Origin of the sequence: Paenarthrobacter sp. NPDC057981, assembly GCF_042886835.1 — a bacterium.
GTDB lineage: Bacteria > Actinomycetota > Actinomycetes > Actinomycetales > Micrococcaceae > Arthrobacter.
Map to the genome: position 1 here is coordinate 87,471 of NZ_JBHVQI010000003.1, position 20,737 is coordinate 108,207.

Consider the following 20,737-nt stretch of genomic DNA (forward strand, 5'->3'; position numbering starts at 1 on the left):
CATGGTTTTTCCCTGGTCAAAGCAGCACCTCTGCTACCAGCAATCCCGGGCTGGCATGGTTGCCAAGCCACCCCGGGGGTTGTACAGCGGAACGCCGTAACACGTGCCGCTATTGATGTACGAAGGCCCCCATACTGAAGCGACAGCATCGACGACTCCTTTGACGCCGGCAATACCGACTACCGTACAGATCTGACTCACAATCTTCGCCCAGGCTCCGGAAAGCCGCGTGAAGGTACATCCCGCCCATGCCCCGCCGGCCGCGAGGGCGACTGAAATGGAGCTGAAGGCCTTTATCTCCGCACCCCAGACGGCGAGCACCGGCCACGGAATCCACTGAATGCTTGGATCCGCCTTAATCGGGTAGGCCGTAGAGGCATCATGGGAGATCGTTTGGACGAGCTGCGAACCTACCAGGGAGAACGATGTGGGCACCTTCGCCCCGTTGGCATCGTATGCCCACGGAACCTGCACAAGACCCAGCGGTTTGCCGGTGGCGTCGACGATCCGAACAGAACCGTCAGCGTTCACTTCTGCTGACGCTCCTGAAGGAAGATCCAAATCGAATCGATACTCGTGGGGCGCCGCGTCACCCTCGACGCTGATGATGGACTGACTTCCATACTCAGTTGCGTAGGCGGTGACCGATGCCGCGGGCAGCGCTGTGCTCACCAGGGGAGCATCCTCGCCATGAAAGAGCCCAGCCGGTACTCCGCTTAGATCCACGTCGTCGGGAAGCGAAGGCGTCCCGGGAAGCGATACCGAGATGCTGTCTTGCGATTGTTCGTCGGTTGTAACTATTTCAGTGCCCGCAACCGGTACGGTCGCGACGGGCGATTCGGCGTCGCCCCTCCACGGATTCGACCGTGTGTGTTCGATCGCACGTGAACCACCCCGGTGGTCATCGGCCACGGCAGGACCCAGACCGGCTGCCAAGAGACAAGCGCTCAGTGTCGTGGCCAAGACCACCCTTGTGGACATCAAGAGATTCTTCTTCAAATTTCCTCCGATGTAATTGGATACTTTTGCATCCAAATTTGGTTGCGGTGAACACCGCACCTATCGGCATCTAACTGAATGGAATTGCTTGCACAGGACCAAAGTTTGAAAACTAGGTGGTGGATTGCCAAAATTAGGTGGCGATTTGTGGTCATCTAGGTGGTGACCCGCGGCCGTCTAGGTGGTGGAGCGGAGTTGCCCACCCCGCTTCATCACGGGCCGCCGTTTTCGACAGGGGGAGACCGGTTCAGCACCTAGACAGCTGTTGAAACCACTCATTTTCGGCTTGGCGAGCACCTAGAGAACCCCAAAAGACCACTCATTTCCTGTCGTGCTACTCATGAGTGCCGTTTGGTGGTGCATCCTGAGGCGATGAAGCTATTGACCCTTACTGCGGCTGCCGCGCTCCTGATTGCAGCCGGCATCGCGTACTTCAGTAATCCGTTGGCGGCGTGGCTGTCTTTCGCCGCGGCTGTGGGGATGGTTGCCACCTACGTGGCTTACAGACGGCAGGCCAAATAGCTATTCATCGCTCTGAGGCCGGAGGTAGAAAGGACACGGTGCATAAATGGTGGTCAGGACGCGAAATGGTGCAAACAGCTACTGGCTTGTCTTAGCCGCCTCTTACGGCCTGACAATCGGCGCTGCTACGACGATAGCTATGCCTTGGCTTCTGATTGTGGCTTGCGTTTTCACCGCCTTTCCGCTGATGGTTGGCTTCTTTTACGGCCAGATGGGCTCCCGTGTCCGCCGCGAAAAGGTCCGTGAAAGCCCGGCGATCACGGTAGCGGCGATGGCCTTTTCGGTAATTGCCATACTCCTGCGCGACTCGCCGGTGGTTGGCTGGGCCGCCCCGGTCCTAGGTGTGGCCAGCTTCGTGGGGATGTATCTCTGCTTGCGCCGGTATGGCCATTTCCATGTGCCTGCAGGGAGCATCTCCCGTGATCAAGAAGGGATGAAGCTCGGTGACCGATAACGCGGGAGTGGAATTTGCCCGTCAGTCCGAGCAGTAGCATGCACTATGAAATCCTTCACTTGGGCAAGAGCCGCAACGGATAATCCGGAAACCAACAAAGTAGCTGTAATGCTGCCTGGCTCCGGTTACCCGGTGGAAGGGCCTGTCCTCTTTTGGATAGGCGAGATGCTCGGCGCCTTGGGATGGCATGTACACGCTGTCAAATGGACTCCCGAAGATTCTCCAAGTGCTAATCCTCACGAATTCGCTGCCATGGCCGCCCAGCAAGCCTTCGCGGAATCACCCGAAGCGCATAAGCGGCTTATCGTGGCCAAGTCATTCAGCACTCTTTGCATCCCCTGGGCCGAAGAGACATTGACTCCGGGCATCTGGTTGACACCACTCCTCACCGATGCCTCAGTGAGAAGCACGATCGCTGCCACCCCCAAGTCTGACCTGTTCATCGGTGGATCAGAGGACAAACTCTGGGACGGAGGACGACTGGAGGAGACTAACGGCACGTTTATTGAAGTGCCGGGGGCCGATCATTCCCTACAGATTCACAACGATTGGCGTGCTTCCCAGACGGCGCAATCCGAGATCTTCGAAAGGATCGAAGAGTTTGTTGTGAGTCTCTTCTAGATAATGCACACCATCTTCTCTTGAAGGGCTTCGGAGAAGCGTCTCCTTGCCAGCGCTATTGGCCAGGCGCTTTTCCCCGCACTGGCGATCGTCTTCTACGTTCTCTTCCATTAGTAGGGATCACGGTCGGCAACTTACTGGGCGAACGGGCACACACCCTCGCGACCGATAGTCTTATCTCAGCTGGGAATCCCCGGCAGTAAATGCAGACCCAATGGGGGAAATAGAGTGAAGAAGTTTGCGCTGCAGAGCGTCGGAATATCGGCGTTGGTAGTGATGGCATTGACAGGTTGTGGTGGGTCAACGGGCTCCACGAATAGCGCTTCGCCGGAGGCTACGGCGTCACCCACGCCCACCGCCGCCAAGCAGTACACCAACGACGAGCTCGTTGAACTCGTCAAGCAGATCAAGCCGAAGTCGGGCAAGGAATTGACTGTTGCTTCCAGCGAGGAACTCGCCCAGGAGAACCCCATTAAGGCGCTCATGAGCATGTTCACCATTGAACCGGCTGAGTGCAAGGACCTTGCAACGCTGGGCGGAACTGAAACCCTCGCCGGTTCGACAACAGCCGCCGGTGCAGATCTGGACGCTGCATCAGGGGTCATGACAATGGTGACTCTGACGTCCGGGCTCGAGAAGCAGAAGCTTCAGGACAGCATCGACAAGAGCGGCGCCGAGGTTGAGAAGTGCTCGAAGATGACACTTACCATGTCCGGTCAGTCGATGAACGTCTCCACTGAAAAGTTCGACGGCATCAATGCAGTTCCCGGAACCGTGGCCTACAAGACCGAAATGTCGACGGCCAGCGGCTCGGCACAAACCACCTACATGGCTTACGCCATCAAGGATGGGGTGCTGATTTCCGCAACGGCGTCCGGCAAGGGTGCTGAAGCCAACGGTGTCGCCACCGCCAGCGACCTCATGGAGCAGGCAGCAGCACTGATCAAGTAGCAGTCCGCCCGCAAGGGCCGCGACCCTCAAGGGTCGCGGCCCTTGCCGGTTAACCGACGGCAACCCGTTGTCGGACCTCCGTCACCACACTTCTGTTCCGCGCCGACTCTTCGACGGCGGCCAGCACCCGCTGGACCTGCAGCCCGTCCTCGAACGACGGCGACGGCGACTCACCATCGCGGATCGCGGACAGGAAGTCCCGGATCTGGTGCGTGAACGTGTGCTCCCAGCCAATGATGTGCCCCTGCGGCCACCATGCCTCGAGGTACGGGTGTTCAGGCTCGTTGACCAGGATCCGCCGGAACCCCTGCTCCCGCACGGGCAACGTAGCGTCCAGGAAGCCGAGCTCGTTCAGGTTCTCCAGGTCGAACGTCAGCGAACCCAAAGACCCATAGATCTCAATTTTCAGGGAGTTTTTCTGTCCGGTAGCCACCCGTGACGCTTCCACGGAGGCACTCGCGCCGCCGGTCAGCCCTAAAGTGGTCCACGCGGCGTCGTCCACTGTCACGTTCTCAAGGCCCGACGGACCGGGCCGTTCGGCAACAAAGGTCCGCAGCGTCCCGGTCACCTCGGTGACGGTCTGGCCGGTCAGGTACTGGACCTGGTCGATCGCGTGCGAAGCGATGTCGCCCAGCGCCCCGGAGCCGGCGGTCTCCTTCCGGAGCCGCCAGCTCATGGGGGTTTCGACGTCGGATAGCCAGTCCTGCAGGTAGGCGGCACGGACGTGCCGAACGGTTCCGAGACGGCCTTCGGCGATCAACTCGCGGGCCAAGGCGAGCGCCGGGACGCGCCGGTAGTTGAACCCGACCATCGATTGCACGCCCTGCTCGAGGGCCGAAGCTGCCGCCGAAGTCATCAACTCAGCCTCCTCCAACGTGTTGGCCAGCGGCTTCTCCACGAGCACATGCTTACCGGCTTCCAGCGCAGCGATAGCGATCTCCGCGTGCATCCAGCCCGGAGCGCAGATGTCCACGATGTCAATGTCGTCCCGCGCAATCACGGATCGCCAGTCGGTCGCCGATTCCGCCCAGCCATACTTGCGGGCGGCCTCGGCCACCGCCGAGGCGTCCCGACCAACCAGCACACGCTGCTCGAAGGCCGGGACGTCGAAGAAGCTGGCCACGTTCCGCCACGCGTTGGAGTGGGCCTTCCCCATGAACGCGTAGCCAATAGCGGCCACGCCCAACGGACGGCCAGCAGGAAGAGATACTGTCATGGCTTAGGCGAACCAGTCCCGCGACGGGTTGGAAACCTCGGGCGCCTCGCGGAAGACACCCGGCTGCGCAACCCAGCCCACGCCGTTGGCGATGACCTTCTGGATCTGCGGCTGGTGGTACACCGGGTATTCCTGGTCGCCGGGGCTGAAGTAGAAGATCCGTCCCTTGCCGCGCGAGAAGGTCACGCCTGAACGGAACACCTCTCCCCCGGTGAACGAGCTGATGAAGATCAGGTCGTCGGGCTCCGGAATATCGAACAGTTCCCCGTACATTTCCTGCTGCGGAATCACGATCGGGCTTTCAATCCCGGCCGCGATCGGGTGCGACGGTTTGACGGTCCACACCAGCTCCCGTTCGCCCTCGTTGCGCCACTTGAGCGAGCACGTGGTCCCCAACAGGCGAGTGAAGATCTTGGCGAAGTGCCCGGAGTGGAGCACCACCAAGCCCATGCCGCCGAGCACATGCCGCTGCACGCGCTCCACCACTTCCTCGGCGACTTCCTCGTGGGCAATGTGGCCCCACCAGAGCAGCACGTCCGTCTGCGCCAGGGCTTCCTCGGACAACCCGTGTTCCGGATCAGCCAAGGTAGCGGTGGTGATTTCAGAGTCCGGGTAAAAGCCCCGGAGCCCGGCGGCGATGGCGCCGTGGATCCCTTCCGGGTACATCTCGCCGATAGTGGCGGGCTCGTTGCGGGCCTCGTGGACGCCTTCGTTCCAGACGACGATCTTCAGTTTCGTATCAGACATGTCAGAGCACCACTTCACGTTGTTCAAGGGCGGATTTGTAGCAGGCGTCGAGCACCAGCGCCCGGCTGAGGGCAAGCGATCCGTCGTGGCTTCCCCACACGGTCTCGCCGCCGCGGACGGCAGCAACAAAATCGTCGACGACGGCCTGGTGCGCCTTTCCGGGTTCGGCCACTACCTCGAAGTCGGCATTCTGGCCGTCCTTCTCGGTGAAAATGTGCACGTCTGCGACGGGGTTCTCGGAGGCGCCCACCGAGCGCAAGTCCGCTCCGCCGTCGGTCCCGTAAACCGTGAAGTCCATCAGATCCCGCTCGTCACGGTAGGTGGCCCAGCCCGCTTCGAGGATCAAGGTTCCGCCGCCTTCCAGCCGGATGAACGCGGAGGCGAAGTCCTCCACTTCAAACTTATGGCTGGAGTTCGACGCCGTATACCTCGCGTTGCCGCCGAGGCCGCGCGGGCCGAGTTCGGAGTGGGTCGAAGCGGAGACGGCCAACACCTTGGGCTCACCCAGCAAGTGCAGCGAGTAGTCCAGGACGTGCACACCGATGTCGGCCAACGGTCCACCGCCGGCGAGTTCGGGGTTGGTGAACCAGCTGCCGAGCATCGGAATGCCCTGGCGGCGAAGCCACGAAGCCTTGGCGTAGTACGGGCGGCCGAGGGTTCCCTCGTCGATCACGTTCTTGAGCGCTTGGATGTCGCCGCGCCGGCGGTGGTTGAACGCGACGTCGAGGACGCGGCCCGCCTTCCGGGCGGCGTCAACCATCGCTTGACCCTCGACGGCGTTGCGCGCCAGGGGCTTCTCGCTCAGCACATGCAGGCCCCGGTCAAGCGAAGCAATCGCGATGGGCGCGTGCAGGAACGTCGGCACTGCGACGCTGACGGCGTCGAGACCTTCGAGCTCGATCATGTCTTCCCAGCGCGCGAAGGCGTGCGGAATGCTGTACTCCTCTTTCAGCTGGGCCAGGAGCTCTGGTTCCATACCCGCGACGGCGACAATCTCGACGCCGTCGATGTTGCTGTACGCCTTGAGGTGCTGCTGGCCGGCCCAACCGATGCCCACAACTCCCACCTTGAGGGTTGCGGTGGTGGCCTGCTGCTGAATACTCACGTTATTCCTGTTCTTTCTGGGTTTCTTGATGGTTTTGGAAAGCTGTTAGCCCTTGACCGCGCCCGCGGTCATGCCGGAGACGATGCGCTTCTGGCACAGCAGCACCAGGATCACGAGCGGGACGGTGATGATCACCGAGGCCGCGCTGATGGTGCCGAGGGGCTGGTCGAACTCGCTGGTTCCGCTGAAGAACGCGATCGCCACCGGAACCGGGCGGGCTTCGGGCGAGGTGGTCAGCGTGACGGCCAGGAGGAACTCGTTCCAGACCGAGATGAACACCAGGATCGCCGTAGTCGCCAGACCGGGGACTGCCAACGGAAGGATGACCTTGCGGAACGCGGTGAACGGCGTAGCGCCATCCATGTACGCCGATTCCTCGAGCTCCCGCGGGATCTCCTTGAAGAACGACGTCAAGGTGTAGATCGCCAGGGGCAACGCGAACGTCAGCTTCGGGATGATGAGGCCCAACAGTGTGTCGTACAGCCCGATTTCGCGCCAGATGGAGAACATCGGGGCCGCGATGGCGATGGCCGGGAACGTGGTGACGGAGAGGATCAGCGTCAGGATCATCGCCTTGCGGCGCATCTTCAGCCGGGCCAGCGCATACGCGGCGAAGGACGCGAACACCAGCGCCACGGTTGTAGTCACGACGGCGATAATCACCGAGTTGCGCAAGGCCAGGAGGAACTCGGGGTTCTGGAAGACCACGAGGTAGTTCTCGAGCGTTGGCTGGCTCGGGAAGAGCTCGCCCTTGGACAGGCTCGCTCCCTTCTTAAGGGAGGTGTTGACCAGCCAGTAGAAGGGGATGAGCGAGAAACCCATGACGGCCACCACGAACACCCACACCAGGGGATGGAGTTTCGACTCCCCACGTAAGCGGCGCTTGGGTGACTTGCGCCCGGTGGCGGGTGCCGGCGTCGTGCGTTCTGCCGTCAGCGTGCTCATTGCTCCTCCTTCGCGACGTCGCGGATGTTGCCGCCGCCGAAGCGGATGTAGATGACCGAGACCACCATGACGGTGATGAAGGTGAGGATGGAGAGGGCCGAGCCTTCGCCAACCAGCCGGTTTTCGCGGAGTTCGCCGTAGGCCAGCATGGACATTGATTCGGTGCCGTTGGCGCCGCGGGTGAGGACGAACGGCAGGTCGAACACGCGCAGGGCATCCATGGTGCGGAAGATCGCGGCGAGCACGATCGCGGGGCGCAACAGCGGCAGGGTGATGTGGACGAAGGTCTGCCACTTGCTGGCGCCGTCGAGTTCTGCGGCCTCGTACGTTTCGGCGGAGATGACCTGCAGTCCGGCCAGGATGATGAGCGCGGCGAACGGCGTCGTCTTCCACACGTCGGCGAGGACAATCACCGCCATCGCGTAGCCGTGCTCACCCAGCCATACGACGTCGCCGCCCGGCAGTCCCAGCGCGGAGAGGACGTTGGTGACCAAGCCGAGGTTTGGCTGGAACATCGTTTGCCAGGTGATGGCGCTGACCACGGTGACGATCGCGTACGGCAGCAGGACCACCGTGCGGAGCAGGGCGCGGCCCTTGAACGCGAGGTTGAGCAGCAACGCCATTGCCGTGCCGAGGATCAGTTCGAGGGTGACCGAGAGGCCCGCGAAGAGGAAGGTCTGGCCGAACGCGGCCCACCACTCGTGGCTTGCCAGGGCGTTGATGTAATTCTCCAGGCCGACAAACCGCGAGAGCCCGGCCGTGCGGACGCTGTACTGGTTCAGCGAGAGCCAGATTGCGTAGCCGATCGGGACCGCGGCCACCAGGGCCATGAGGATCAGCGACGGCGCCGTCATACGGAAGGCGAGACGGCGTTCGGCGCGGTCGCGGCCTGACACGCGGGCGGGGGCGCCGCCCGGCGCGGGGCGCTTTGACGCCCCGCGGCCGGGTTGGAGGGTCTTGATCGCCATGGTTAGAAGCTCGACTTGGCCGCAGCGACTTCGTCGGCCATCTTCTTCACGGCGTCCTCGGTGGAGGTGGTGCCGGAGAGGACGGCGTAGACGTTCTTGTAGATCGCCTGCGAAATCTGCGGGTAGACCGGGGAGATCGGGCGCGGCTTGGCACCCTTGACCGAGGCGAGAAGTTCGGTAGCGAACGGCATCTTCTGGAGCACCGCGGCGTCGGAGTAGGCAGCCTCATTGACCGGTGCCTGCGAGTAGTCCATGGCGACGTGCTTCTGCCAGTCCGGCGTCGTGGCGAAGTCAATGAAGGCCACCGCCCCGGCCTGGTTGGTGGAGTTGGCCGAGATCGCCAGGTTCCAGCCGCCGAGCACGCCCGAGGCCTTGCCGCCTTCCCACGCCGGCAAAGGTGCGACGGCGAAGCTGGACGCGAGCGGCGTCGCGTTCAGCAGACGGTACACGTGCGGCCAGTTGCGCTGGTATCCAAAGTTGCCGGACTCGTAGGCGAGGCGGGCCGGGTCCTCGTTGTAGGTGAGGACGGCGCGGTCGGCGGAGCCGTTCTTGAGGCCGTCGGTCATGAAGTTGAGGACGTCGCGGGTTTCCTGGGAGTCGATCTTGACGTTGCCCTGGTCATCGAGGACTTCGCCGCCGGCGCTGTAGAGCATTTCGAGGAAGTTCACCGTGAGGCCCTCGTACTGCTTGCCCTGGTAGACGAACCCGTTGCCCGGGGCCTTGGCTGCTTCCGCGTAGAGCTGCTGCCAGGTCTCCGGCTTGGCTACCTTGTCCTTCTGGTAGTAGATCAGGCCGGCGTTGGTGAAGAACGGCGAGGCCCAGTACTTGTCCTGGTACTTGGTGGTTTCCACAGTGGAGGGAATGAGGCGGTCCTTGTTGGCCTCCACCAGCTTGGTCTGGTCCAGCAGCCAGCCCTGCGATGCGAACTCGGAGGTCCAGATGACGTCCGAGATGAAGATGTCGCACTCCGTGGACTTGCCTTCGAGCCGCTGCACGATCTGCGTGCGGGCTTCGTCCGTGGTGGCGCCGATCTCGGTGTACTTGGCCGTGACCTTGCCGTTTGCCTTGGTGAACGCTTCCGCCGTGCCCTTGTAGATGCCGCTCGCGTCCTTGACGCCGCAGACGTTCACGGCACCGCTGGCATTCGCGCCCGACGACGGATCGGCAGCTGCCGCTTGCTCCGCACCTTGGGGAGCTGCTCCCCCACCGCAGGCGCTGAGGAGGAGGGCCGCTGCGATTGCTGTTGCGGCGAGGGCTGTGCGTTTGGTGACTTTGTTCTGGAGCGGGAGAGCAGGTTGGTTCAAGTCCACAAGTGGCTCCTTTGGTGACTGTGGGGATGAGTGGTTCTGGGTGCGCTCTAGCTGCTGCGCGCCCTGAACCTGGCTTCATTGCCGTGTGTTGTGCTGAGTGGTGGAATCGATTCCAAATGCTGCTTTGAAAAAAGGCCTTGCGGCCCGTGGAATCGATTCCAAAGTAGTTTTGCAGTGGTTGCTCGTGGCTGTCAACCCTTTTATTTGGTGGAGTCCCGGATGACGAGTTGGTGCGGGAAGAAGGTCCGGCCCTTACGGTGCGCGCCCTCGACTGTCATGCGTTCCAGTAGTTCAGCGAAGGCCGCTTGGCCCATCTCATACGCCGGCTGCCTCACCGTCGTCAGCTCCGGCACGCACATTTCTGCCTGGGCGGAGTCGTCGAAGCCGGCCACGGCGACGTCCTGTGGGACTCTTAGCCCGGCGTCGGTGAGCTCGCGGACACACCCTGCAGCGACGACGTCGGTCCCGCAGAAGACGGCGTCGGGGAGGTCTTTGGCTTCCAAGAGTTTCTTTGTGAGATTGCGTCCGGCGTGGAATCCGAAGTTGCCTTCACCCAGGAGGACCCGGTCCGGCGCCAGGCCTTCCTCCTTGAGCGCTTGGCGGAAGCCCTCTTCCCTGAGCCGACCCGAGCGGGCACCCCTGTGGGCGAGCATGGCCAGCTTCTTGGCGCCTGTGTCGATGAGATGTTTGGTGATGTCGTAGCCTGCCTGACGGTCATCGATGGACACCCCGAAGGCGGCCTCTGCGTCCACGATTTCGCAGACCTGGATGACGCTCAGTTGCTCGGCGACAGCGTTGACATCCTCATCCGGCATGGTCGGCGAGAAGATCACCAGGCCGTCCACTGAGCCGTTGCGCAGCATGTCCACGAGTTGCTGTTCGCGGTCGCGATCCCCGTCTGTAGCGGCGATAAGGCTGACGTAGCCATTGTCCGCTGCTGCGTCTCCTACGCCTCGGAAGACTTCGCTGATGACGAGGGAGTCGAGGTTCTTGGCCAGGGCAAGGACACGCATTGTCCGGTCTCTTCTTAGGTCCCGTGCCGAGGCGAGAGGACGGTAGCTGAGCTCCTTGATGGCGGCGTTGACCTTCTCCTTGGCCGACGTACTGACCGCCGAGCTTCCGTTCAAAACACGCGACACCGTCCCCACGGAAACACCCGCAGTCCTGGCGACATCCTGAACTGTCGGCCGTGCCATTTGTAGTCCTTCCGCGGATGGCGTCTGCCGCCATACTTCTGCCATACCCATCGGCGCTCCTCAGCTTAGCCGGAAGAAGGAAACCGACCATGTCTGACGGTCAATCGCGGGTCGACCGCTGGTGCGATTACCGAAAGCGGCGTAGGGGTGCGAGCCTATTTATTGGCTCGGGCCGCGTCATCACGGGGGAGCATGCTCCCAAAGTCTCGTTATAGGCGTGAACTCATCCATACTGAGAGTGTCAAAGTGAGACAGTTTTCCTACTAGGCAATGACGGCCACAGTGAGCCATACAAGCCGGCGCCTATCGCCTAATCGGAAAGGAGCGCGAAAACGCTGGGTCAAGCAAGTGGATGGCCCGACTAGAACCTTGGCCCGGACTCGCCCTACCGACAGAGTGCCGATAGACGAAAATCATTCGTGGCATCGACGCCATATGCGAGAACTCGCAGAAGTGATTACCATAGGACTATACAAAGTAGAGAAGATTGACTAAATATCAAGATGAGAATCAGCTGAAGGGCCGCTTCGGCGAGCTTCTTTCAGCCTTTGCATTTCCGCCTGAGTGGGTGGTTCGACCAATTCAGCATGATTATGGTCTCGACTTAGAAATCGAAGTTTTTCATGCTGTCCCGTCCGGAGATGGGCGACAGAAATACCAAACATGGGGAGAACACTTCTACCTCCAAGTGAAGACTACCGATAATATCATTCTTGGAAGTTATGATAAAAATAGCCAAGAATCTGATGTTATAAAATTCAATATGGAGGTTTCAGAACTCCATTTGGTCGAAGCTATGGGCGCAAGCGTCCCAGTCATTCTGTTCGTAGTTGATCGGGCTAAGCTGCAAGTGTTCTACGTTTGCCTCAACGACTATATTTCAAAGGTTCTGGCGCCAAGCAATCCCGCCTGGCGTAGCCAGAAGACCGTGACGCTTTACCTCCCGATGCGAAACCAGATCAAAGTTTCAGATGAGAGCTTTGACCCAAGTTCTCATTGGGGATACTTTGGCAGAATAGCTCGCCGCAGTAAGATTTACAGCGCCGCAAACCTCGCTCACCACTACTCCACAGAACTGAATTACGCCCTAGTTGACCTCGACCATGCAGATTCGAATCCAGACGCTTTCCACCTAGCTGCTTCTCGATTTCTAGAGAAGGCAGATCAATATGCGCATGAAATTTCGGAGTTGGACATCTGGCGTAGGACAAATTTGGAATGGGGTGCCGTAGAGGAGTTTCGAGACACGCTCACAACCCTAAAAGATCGAATTTCGCGGCTAAAGGAGCGGCTCGGCACCGTACCCAGAGTAGGAGGAGACGAGTTCGACGACGCAGCTTTCCATTTTCTGGGCCGGGTGGGCTTTATGCGTGGTGTCTTCACCTCACTTTCGACCATTGGCAGACTGTACGAACAGGTTGGAAGACTCGAGCGGCTTCCCGGTGATGACCCTTTTAGTCTCTGAAGGCAGCCCCCACTATCCTCCAAGGTCAGGCGTTTAGTTATTCAGCAGCATCCGAGTGAGCTGTTCCCAGCGTATCGCGGAGGTGTCCAGGTCGGCAGCTCGCATTGGAGCAAAGTTCGTCGGATAAATTTGAACCCTGGCGCGTGGTACTAGATCGGCCAGTGCCAGTGGCAGCTGCTCACATCGCATGCCCAGGCAGACGTCAACCTAACCCCTCAGTTCCTCACTATCACGGGTCGAATGAAGGCGGCTCCAGCAGCGTCTTGAGCTTCGGTGTGAGTGATGTCAAATCTTTGGGCGAGCCTGCCGGCCATGAATCGCGCCGCAGAACGCTCAAAACGTCCGCGTCCAGCGCCGACAGCGCCAACATAATCGAGATTGAATACGTGAGACTCTAGTTGGTTGAGCGGGCCAGGGAGTCAGGAACCAAGTCCAAGGTTGTCGTATATACCGCCAGCCGTCATGGTCGGCCGCTCGCTTCGTCGATTACCAATATCACGGGAATTCTTAGCTTCATCACAATTCGGTAACCAGAACAGGAAAGGCCGCCGAGGCTGCGACTGCTTCCGCACCAGTCACATTACCCTGGATCGCCCCAAGGGTGAGCATGCGCTCAGGGCGCTGCCGGATCGCACTGCATTTCCGGTCCTCATGTCGGTTGATAAAATCACAGTCTCCATGCCCAGGTGCGTGACATCGGTGATGAGCTTGGCTCTGACTCCTCACGGGAATGCAACAGCGTCGCTGCATAGCTCCGGCCGTCCGGGACGTTGTACTCGCGCCAAAGGCGCAGTTTCGCCCATAGCTCCCCAATTGTCCCCTGCTGAAGGAGGTCCAGAAAACCCCGACAATGATCTTTTCAGAATGTGCGAGTACAGATGTTGCGAGATAGGGCTTGCCCCCGACCTTAGGGAGTGCTTCGACAATTCTCTCTACTACCGCGAGCTCCAGGGTGTCTTAATCGTCCCCCTTCCATGTCATGGATAGCGGCCTGCATCCCAACCAGTCATCAACGATGTAGCACTTACCGTACCGGCGGCTCCGACAGTTAGATGCGGAAAGGCCTCGGTAACGGAACCGTTCGCCAAAGGCGGACTTGTACCAAGGAGTTCAGGGGTTTCGTGACCACCTCGGTAAGCCTGCGCGCAGCTCCGGGCCCTTAATCGGGTCCGTATCAGCTGCTAATGCTGGCGACGGAGTTTCCCAGCCTCCGATATTGGGTTATCCAGATTGGCCCCAAATAAGTAAGGCCTGCCCTGTGTCGCCTTTTGTTAGCCCCTACTCATTCGTCTCGATGGGCGGTTCGATCATCTCTGACGTGAGTATGCCGTCAGTGACGGTAACGGTCAGAAGTCCGTCAGCACTTAATGAACGACTCTCCGGGACACCCGAGGAGCTGACACGCATCCATACATCCAGCTCCGTTCGGACACCTGCCAAAGTCAGGGACATGGGTTCTTCCGTGACCACGGTTATAGGTTTACGTTCGCTGAACATCGAATGGTCCACCTCTATACCGTCTGTCGTAAACGTGCTCCAGCGGCCCTCGGCCTTTTCGCCTCGCAGCATCTTGGCGATGGCCCCGACAGAATCACGTTCCTTTTGCGAGCACACCTCAAGGTCGGGGACCTTCAGGGCGTCGTGGGTGTGTTGCTGGATCAGGATCAAGTCCTCTAAAAAGGTGACAAACGCCAAGGCCCGAACCCATGTGCCATTTTCGCCTACCAGAGGTTTAAGGAGAGGCCGACCACCGCGCACAGCAAGACTGACCTCGTTCTTGCCGTCCATCTTCGCAAGGAAGGTAATGGCTGGCAGGACATCATGGGGGTACTTCCCCACAGAGGATTGGGCACGGAAATTGAAGGTCTCTTGGCTAGCACCTTCGTGGGTTCTTCCCTTGAATCCGAAGCTTAATGTTCCGCTGGCATCCTCTGCTGTAAGCGAGAAGCCATCTCCGCGTGGCGCACCCATAGCCTTGACGTTTGTAAGCGGTAGGCGAAGGATCACGCCCTCACCCGGAGTGCTCACTTGAAGTTCGAGGGGAGGCATACTGTTCTCATCAAAGACCGGAATGACCGAGAATAGGCCGGCCCCGGCTTCTAACAGCCCAGGCGGCCCTTTTACGTCGGTTAGCTCACCAGGCATTGCGGTGAACCCCGCCCCGTAATCCAAAAAGTCAGCAAGCGCTGCAGCTTGATCGCTACCGGGAGGTGGGGTGAAAACAAATGTCCCGCCTATCGGCCGGAGCCAGGAAGACTCTGCCGATAAGGGCAGGACGCGTATCCCCGCGTACTGCTCATCATTGATTTGCACATATTGAACGAGGGACGCGCCCCGGGCGTCCCCGTGCATCTGGCTTTCTCCAACGTCGTTCACGTTGCCCGTCCGGATCTCCACTACGTACTTGTAGAAAGGGTCAACGTGGGAAAGAGCCTGGACAATTTGCTGCTGACGTTCCACGATGCGCTCAAGCAGGCTGCCCCTTGGTTGGTCATCTGGAATGCCGCCACCCAAGGCCAGCATCTGCTCCATAAGAGCGGTTATGCGCTGGCCTCCGTCTCCGAAAAAGTAGTCAACGACGGCTGGTCGACCAGCGGCTAGGCCGTCTAAATGAGCTCGTCCCCACCATCGGATTTCAAACGTGTAGCCGCTAGTCAGCTCATCAAGCCAATCCATTTGCTCCCTAGTGGGGTCCCAAGGCATGACCAGGGTCCACGAACGGACGTTCTTTAGAGGTAACGTCTCTGCAACAAACCGTTCCCAAGATTCCTTGATCTGGTTCTTCTGGGAACCAGATAAAGTCTGGGCAAACTTCTTGACTTGGTAGATGTCCCATTGACCGTTCGATTCGACCTGAAGGTCAATTCCGCCATCACCTCTTGAAGGCGTGATGCGGTTGCCCTGTGGGTTATCCAAAAGGATCAGCGCCGCCGCGAATTCCTCCACGCGATCGCCCGATTCGCGTTCCCAGTTCACCATAGTCATTCACACAGGATCGCATGAGAAGCCATGCGCCAGGCGATGGAGGGGAAGCCCGCGTGTAGACGGGCCGCCTCCCACCAATCCCGGCTTGTGGTTACCTCTGTTGACGCTTGCCTGGAGGGGTGCACCCGTGCTCCGAAAGCCGCGAAGACATTGAGGGTCCATGGGCCGCTTCTGCCGGTTTGTCCGCGGATCGCAGCCGCAACATCAGCGCCGTCAGCCGGGCCATCGCTCCCCCGACCTCGCTGGCCGTATCGGTGGCAATGCCAACCCGTAGCGATCGGAACTTGACGCCTCGCACCTTGAAATCATATAGGAGCTCAAGCAGGTGGCGAGTGTTGCGAGTCTACACGGTCCAGTTTCCACACCACGGCTTCATCCCTGGACAGAGACGGTCAAGCATCCGGTCCGACTCCGGTCGGCTCACCAGGGTCCCGATAATCCCGTGATCTTTCAGATCCGCTCGCGCACAACTGCTTCCAGTTCCCTGATCTGCAAATCGGTGCTTCTCGTCAGCCAGACTGACGCGGCCGCATCCAAGGCGTGCCATCGCTTCTCCGGTCTTGTCAAAGGACAACTGTCAGTGATGTTGAGAATCTCCGTAGAAGACACATTGTTGGGACAAGGGGCGTGCCGAAAACTCGGGAGATGGAATCGTCAACCAGCTCCAAACTCGGAGTCCCATCAAAGATCCTTTGACCTGACGTCCTTGTCTCCCGAGTACCAAAGGCCATTGACTTCGGTTGCGCGGCAGGCAGTTGGGCAACCATGGCCTACGACTCAAGAACCACTTAAGCGCGGCGCTAGCCGATGTTATGTCAACCCAGATCGGTTGATAATTTCCCATCGCAATCGATGCTCGCATTCGGGGTGAGGCGCTGTAAACTTCAGTACGAGGGGCGCCTGAGCGCGTTCTGATGGAAGTATCGCAAGGGATGATTTGCAGTCAATGATTGAAAAATTCGGGGGAGATCTTGCCTGACTACAGCACGCTCGAGCTGAACTCAATTTATATGCATCAAATTGCGCTGAGCGAGCGTGGCGAGAAGGGCTTCGAAGCTTTGGTGACCGACGTGCCGGTAGAGCTCGACGCCAAGGATATCGGCTACCTCACCGATAGGTTCTGTGATGCACTCGAAAAGCGCGCCCTAGGCGTCGTGCCTAGTAGTGAGGTGGATAGCCCCACACCATCAATCCTGCAAGAGCATTTTTCATCTCCCGATTTGAAGACGACGAGCCAGCAACTCGCAATAAGACTCGCATCGTCACAAAGACTGACCGCAAAGACCGGGTTGCTGGTCGTAGCTGATGCGTCACTCGATGATTCTGCGTGCGTACTGGTCGCCAAAGTCGAACACCAGGAGGCAATGCAAGCTGAGCTTCAGGTTCTTGAAAACGGGGATCGTGCCTTGGCCATCAAGCGTATTCCCGACCTTGTATTCGGCGAACAGAACCGAATTTACAAGGTATCTATCCTGTTCTCGCCCCATGCGGACAGTGATCCTGTTGAGGGTGTCCTGGCTGACATTCAGAACGGTGGCGGCTTCGCCAACTACTACTTAGGCGAGTTCTTGGGAATGAGACTAGCCGATGAGCCTGAAGTAATGACGGAACGCTACCTCAGCCAGATGACGTCTGCCATCCAGCAGAGCAGCCTAGACGCCGACGAAAAGGTTCAAGCTCAGGCAGCTTTGGCTATCGCAATTAAGAGCAATGCTCAAACGATTGACGCTAAGAACTTCATTGCTGATTTCATTCCTCCCAGTCACCAAATGGATGTACTAAGGGCCGCTGAAAATCGCGGGGTGCCCATGGTTGCCTTTACAAAAGACAGTCGACGTATCAAACCAAGACTCGACAATCTTAAGATTAGCCTGGGCAATGAAATTTCACTTGTAGCACCTCCGCACCTTGTCGGTGGCGATGGTCAGGTCAAGGTATCAAAGCGCACGAGCTCCGGCAGCGAAGAACTTTACGACGTCACAATTGAAGGTGTGCCTCTCGGCTCCGTTACCAACACTCGATCACGATAGTAGGAATCGTGATGCCTTCTTGGTCCGCTCAGGAGACCCACGACGCGTATGTCCTTCACCGCGAAGAATACAGGAGAGTTCTGAGTGAGATTAGCGACCGCGTGTCGGCGACGTTGCTTGCTGCTGATATCAAGCCTCATAAGACTGAACTCCGGGATAAGGAACCTTTAAGCCTTTACGTGAAGCAGGGCAAACCTGCTAAAGACTCACAGTCATCCACACGCTATGCCAACCCTTGGGAGGAATGCTCGGATCTATTGGGGGTTCGAATCATTGTTCAACTCGCGTCCGAGAAGTGGCCTGTAGCCGATGCTTTTGAGGCATCGGACCAGTTCACTGTGCTTGACGTAGATGACAAAGAGGCCAGCCGTGAGGTGAAAGCTCTCACCTATGCGGGTCTTCACTTGGACCTACTTTGCAATTGGGCGGCGACCCCGCTCAGTGACAAGATTAGATGTGAAGTCCAGATTCGTACGCTGGCAGAACACACTTGGGCGGAGACTGAGCATGAGTTCATCTACAAAGGACCCGATGAAATCCCCAAGAAAACACAACGACAGTTCGCTCGAGTGCTCGCTCTTGTTGAGCTTTTGGATTTAGAACTAGACCGAGGTGTCAAGTCCGTGTCGGAGCTCCCTTCTTTCGCAATTCTAAAGTTATCTAAGTCGCTGGCGGAGGCTGCTAAAAATCTCGGTTGGTCACAGGGAAGTCGGTCTCTCACCCTCGAAAATCTGGATGAAATCAAATCAAGAACAAAACGACCTGTTGATGAATTAGCGGCCCTTTCTCGAAAATTTTTAATTGAAGGCCGAACAAAGCTGGCATCACTACACAAAGCAATCGGCCCAGAGTCACAGCGGCACGAGGTCAAACTTCACGCACTAGCCGCTCAGCCCGAGTGTATATTGATGGCCGCGTTAATTGATGAGAATCCATTCCAAGTTAGCATTCAATTCGAAGCAAGCGACTTGTACGATCAAGTCCAGTCGATTGCTCGGGCAATGAAGTTGGGTAGCTACTTTTCACAATAAACGGTTTGAACTCTGAGCAACTGGAGCGGGCCCCGCACTGTCGTGGCTCCAAGACACCTGTGCACGGATCGTCCTGGCTGCAATGCGAGAGGGCTCTGGCTGCAGCGGGCGTCGGCCGCGCAAGAAGGTGACCGTTGCTTAGCGGCTCACTGAGTGACCTTCGTGCTGTTGAAAGTGATTGTCTCGTCACCAGAACCTGGCTGGCCCCCCAAAAAATTGCATCGCAGGGTCACCTGAGCTGTCCAACATACCTAAGCGCCAAAGCGCTGGCGTGATCTTGGCAACGCCCTGCTGACCCTCCTATACGAACACAGCAGGAGACTGCTAGCCACAGAATCAAATCCACGCAGGTGACTGCGTCGAACCCGCCCAACTGGCGGTCAGCTGACAGCACATTACCCAAGACAGCCTGCCCATCGCGATGACATCCTCGAGGCTGCCCTCGGCAGTCGCCGATGTGTTGAATGACTGCGCCCGCTCCTGGTAATGCAACTTGTCAAGAATCCACTGCCGTCCGCGATCAATCGCGACTAAAAAGGACAAACGTCACCTCCGTAAGCCTCGATAGCCGATAGCCGATAGCCGATAACAAAGCATATGCGTCTTGTAGAAGCCGGGGCACCTCAGCAGATGGATCAGCGCGACCGGCCTCTGATTCAGGGGTGGCGGTTGGAGTTTCTTGCACCGCGTCGTGGGCCATGCCCAAAGCAGTGCCAGCTCACCAGTCCCGTGCGTCCTCTACTCCCGATAAAAGGGCCAGCCGCTCGGCGTCCAGAGGACGACCCAGCTCCACTTCGAACTCATCCATGACAGAGGCAAGCGCGGCGAACAGTTCCTCACGCTCCTCTGTCTCAATGAATGGGGACCGCCCGTCGAGGCGGTTGAAGGCGCTAGCGTAATCACGCCCAACGTCCTCTAACCGTCCCAAGGTGGTCTCGTCTGGCTGGGCGGAGAGCGCTTCGAGCACATCGCTTCGAGTTTTCTTGAATTGCGCCACAGCTTTCTTGAACCGACCAGAACTTATGTGTTCGCGTCCATCCCAGTCGCGAAGCGGGTTCTCAAGATTCTCTTGGACCCATTCAGGCTTCCGCGCCTTGGTGATGCTGACGCTTGTGCCGTTGGCGGTCTCCGATCGCCAACGACTTCGCATCGCTGAGGCGTACTCATGAGGGACGCTGTATAGGTAGAGGTACTCGAGGTTTGGAACTTGGACAGGAAGCAGGCAGTCGGACTTCGTCATGCCGAACAGGTCGGATATAAAGAGGTCCTGGAGCAGGCCGAGCCTGTTAAGCATTCCAGCGTTTGTGACCTGTCCGAGGTTGCCTCCGAGAGTCAGTCTCTTCAGATTGGGAAACGTAGACGCTATCCGAAGACAGTCCACTTCGGACAAGCCGGTTGCCTTCAGGCTGCGCACATCACTTTGAACGGGTGCTCCCTCGGCGAGGGCACAGTCCAGGTCCGCGGGGGTCATTAAAAGTTCCCCTGGTTCGTTCCACTCACGTTCGCCCCTGTCCCAAGTGCGTTGCCGGGCCAGCTGATAACCAACTCTCCAACTGCTGGTGTAGCTATTCGACGGTTGGTCGTGAATCAGCGGCAGACTGCCAAGGACGCGAAAGCTTCGAGGAAGCACCCAGTCGCAATTGACGTAGGACAATCGGCCATTCCACGAATTGTGCGTCAATACAAGAGGCTCAATGACGTCCAAGTCATCGGTTGATGACGGCTCCGGACCTGACCAATCCAGGTCAAGGACACCAACCTTTTTCCAACTTGGATCGATACTCGTGACTTGCGCCCCCACCCACTCACCGACGAGATCATTCGGACCAACGACGATGTCTCCGACGCTCAACGGACGTGGCGGGACGACTGAAGTTCCATCTGACACGATGGCAATCCTACGGACAACCCAGGCACGCAGGAAGTAAGGCCAATAAGCACTTTCCCTCTCTGATCGTCGGCCTGAAATCCGGCGAAGGTAGTTTGCACGACTGGAACAACAAGCCGCCATGCAAAGCGGCGACACAGCAAAGTGCGTCCCTCTTGGTATCCCAAACCCCCACCTCCCCACCCACCCCCTTGACTCGCACCCCCACCTTCCCTAAACTTTTCATAAAGCAGAATCTAAATTCCATAAAGCGGAAACCGAAGCCAAGCACCACGGCCAACAAGAAGCACAGTGGAAGATAGAT

General features: G+C 58.8%; 17 protein-coding genes. 7 read left to right on the forward strand and 10 right to left on the reverse strand.

Going from position 1 to position 20,737, the window contains the following annotated elements; all coding sequences use genetic code 11:
* Positions 1-33 precede the first annotated feature (33 nt).
* On the reverse strand, positions 34-981 hold the full coding sequence (locus ACFVSI_RS05115; RefSeq protein ID WP_387820355.1) for a hypothetical protein: 948 nt from the start codon (positions 979-981) through the stop codon (positions 34-36).
* A gap of 390 nt (positions 982-1,371) precedes the next feature.
* Here ACFVSI_RS05115 and ACFVSI_RS05120 point away from each other — a divergent pair, with 390 nt between their 5' ends.
* The 4 genes from ACFVSI_RS05120 (at position 1,372) to ACFVSI_RS05135 (ending at position 3,547) form a co-directional block, all read left to right on the forward strand.
* Positions 1,372-1,521 carry a hypothetical protein gene (locus ACFVSI_RS05120; protein ID WP_387820356.1) on the forward strand — a complete coding sequence of 50 codons (150 nt, stop codon included), beginning with the start codon at positions 1,372-1,374 and terminating at the stop codon, positions 1,519-1,521.
* 46 nt (positions 1,522-1,567) lie between these two features.
* Positions 1,568-1,975: a hypothetical protein gene (locus ACFVSI_RS05125; protein ID WP_387820358.1), complete on the forward strand. Its 408-nt coding sequence runs from the start codon at positions 1,568-1,570 to the stop codon at positions 1,973-1,975.
* A 45-nt stretch (positions 1,976-2,020) separates the two neighbouring features.
* The gene (locus tag ACFVSI_RS05130; RefSeq protein WP_387820360.1) at positions 2,021-2,596 is read left to right on the forward strand and encodes a hypothetical protein; all 576 of its coding nucleotides are present in this window, start codon (positions 2,021-2,023) and stop codon (positions 2,594-2,596) included.
* Positions 2,597-2,824: 228 nt separating this feature from the next.
* Entirely contained in the window at positions 2,825-3,547 is a 723-nt protein-coding gene (locus tag ACFVSI_RS05135) for a hypothetical protein (protein ID WP_387820362.1), read from the forward strand.
* A 49-nt stretch (positions 3,548-3,596) separates the two neighbouring features.
* Here the strand turns inward: ACFVSI_RS05135 and ACFVSI_RS05140 are convergent, their stop codons facing one another.
* From ACFVSI_RS05140 to ACFVSI_RS05170, 7 genes are all read right to left on the reverse strand, one after another.
* A complete protein-coding gene (locus tag ACFVSI_RS05140; RefSeq protein ID WP_387820364.1) occupies positions 3,597-4,763 on the reverse strand; it encodes a Gfo/Idh/MocA family protein in 1,167 nt (388 codons plus the stop codon).
* A 3-nt stretch (positions 4,764-4,766) separates the two neighbouring features.
* Positions 4,767-5,510, reverse strand: coding sequence for a ThuA domain-containing protein (locus tag ACFVSI_RS05145; protein WP_387820366.1), 744 nt, complete (start codon positions 5,508-5,510; stop codon positions 4,767-4,769).
* Position 5,511: 1 nt separating this feature from the next.
* Entirely contained in the window at positions 5,512-6,615 is a 1,104-nt protein-coding gene (locus ACFVSI_RS05150; protein ID WP_387820368.1) for a Gfo/Idh/MocA family protein, read from the reverse strand.
* A gap of 45 nt (positions 6,616-6,660) precedes the next feature.
* Positions 6,661-7,560, reverse strand: a complete 900-nt coding sequence (locus tag ACFVSI_RS05155) for a carbohydrate ABC transporter permease (RefSeq protein ID WP_387820370.1) — start codon at positions 7,558-7,560, stop codon at positions 6,661-6,663.
* The gene (locus ACFVSI_RS05160) at positions 7,557-8,528 is read right to left on the reverse strand and encodes a carbohydrate ABC transporter permease (protein ID WP_387820372.1); all 972 of its coding nucleotides are present in this window, start codon (positions 8,526-8,528) and stop codon (positions 7,557-7,559) included. Before ACFVSI_RS05160 ends, ACFVSI_RS05155 begins: the two co-directional genes overlap by 4 nt.
* Before the next feature lie 2 nt (positions 8,529-8,530).
* Positions 8,531-9,838, reverse strand: a complete 1,308-nt coding sequence (locus ACFVSI_RS05165) for an ABC transporter substrate-binding protein (protein WP_387820373.1) — start codon at positions 9,836-9,838, stop codon at positions 8,531-8,533.
* A 200-nt stretch (positions 9,839-10,038) separates the two neighbouring features.
* Positions 10,039-11,034, reverse strand: a complete 996-nt coding sequence (locus ACFVSI_RS05170; RefSeq protein ID WP_387820375.1) for a LacI family DNA-binding transcriptional regulator — start codon at positions 11,032-11,034, stop codon at positions 10,039-10,041.
* A gap of 487 nt (positions 11,035-11,521) precedes the next feature.
* Between ACFVSI_RS05170 and ACFVSI_RS05175 the strand changes: the two genes are divergently transcribed.
* Positions 11,522-12,499: a DUF4365 domain-containing protein gene (locus ACFVSI_RS05175; protein ID WP_387820377.1), complete on the forward strand. Its 978-nt coding sequence runs from the start codon at positions 11,522-11,524 to the stop codon at positions 12,497-12,499.
* Positions 12,500-13,777: 1,278 nt separating this feature from the next.
* Here the strand turns inward: ACFVSI_RS05175 and ACFVSI_RS05180 are convergent.
* Positions 13,778-15,484, reverse strand: coding sequence for a hypothetical protein (locus ACFVSI_RS05180; protein WP_387820379.1), 1,707 nt, complete (start codon positions 15,482-15,484; stop codon positions 13,778-13,780).
* A gap of 971 nt (positions 15,485-16,455) precedes the next feature.
* Between ACFVSI_RS05180 and ACFVSI_RS05185 the strand changes: the two genes are divergently transcribed.
* Positions 16,456-17,514, forward strand: coding sequence for a nucleoid-associated protein (locus tag ACFVSI_RS05185; RefSeq protein WP_387820381.1), 1,059 nt, complete (start codon positions 16,456-16,458; stop codon positions 17,512-17,514).
* A gap of 11 nt (positions 17,515-17,525) precedes the next feature.
* The gene (locus ACFVSI_RS05190; protein WP_387820383.1) at positions 17,526-18,545 is read left to right on the forward strand and encodes a hypothetical protein; all 1,020 of its coding nucleotides are present in this window, start codon (positions 17,526-17,528) and stop codon (positions 18,543-18,545) included.
* A 718-nt stretch (positions 18,546-19,263) separates the two neighbouring features.
* Here the strand turns inward: ACFVSI_RS05190 and ACFVSI_RS05195 are convergent.
* Complete coding sequence (locus ACFVSI_RS05195; protein ID WP_387820385.1) at positions 19,264-19,935, reverse strand: hypothetical protein; 672 nt, start codon at positions 19,933-19,935, stop codon at positions 19,264-19,266.
* Positions 19,936-20,737 lie beyond the last annotated feature (802 nt).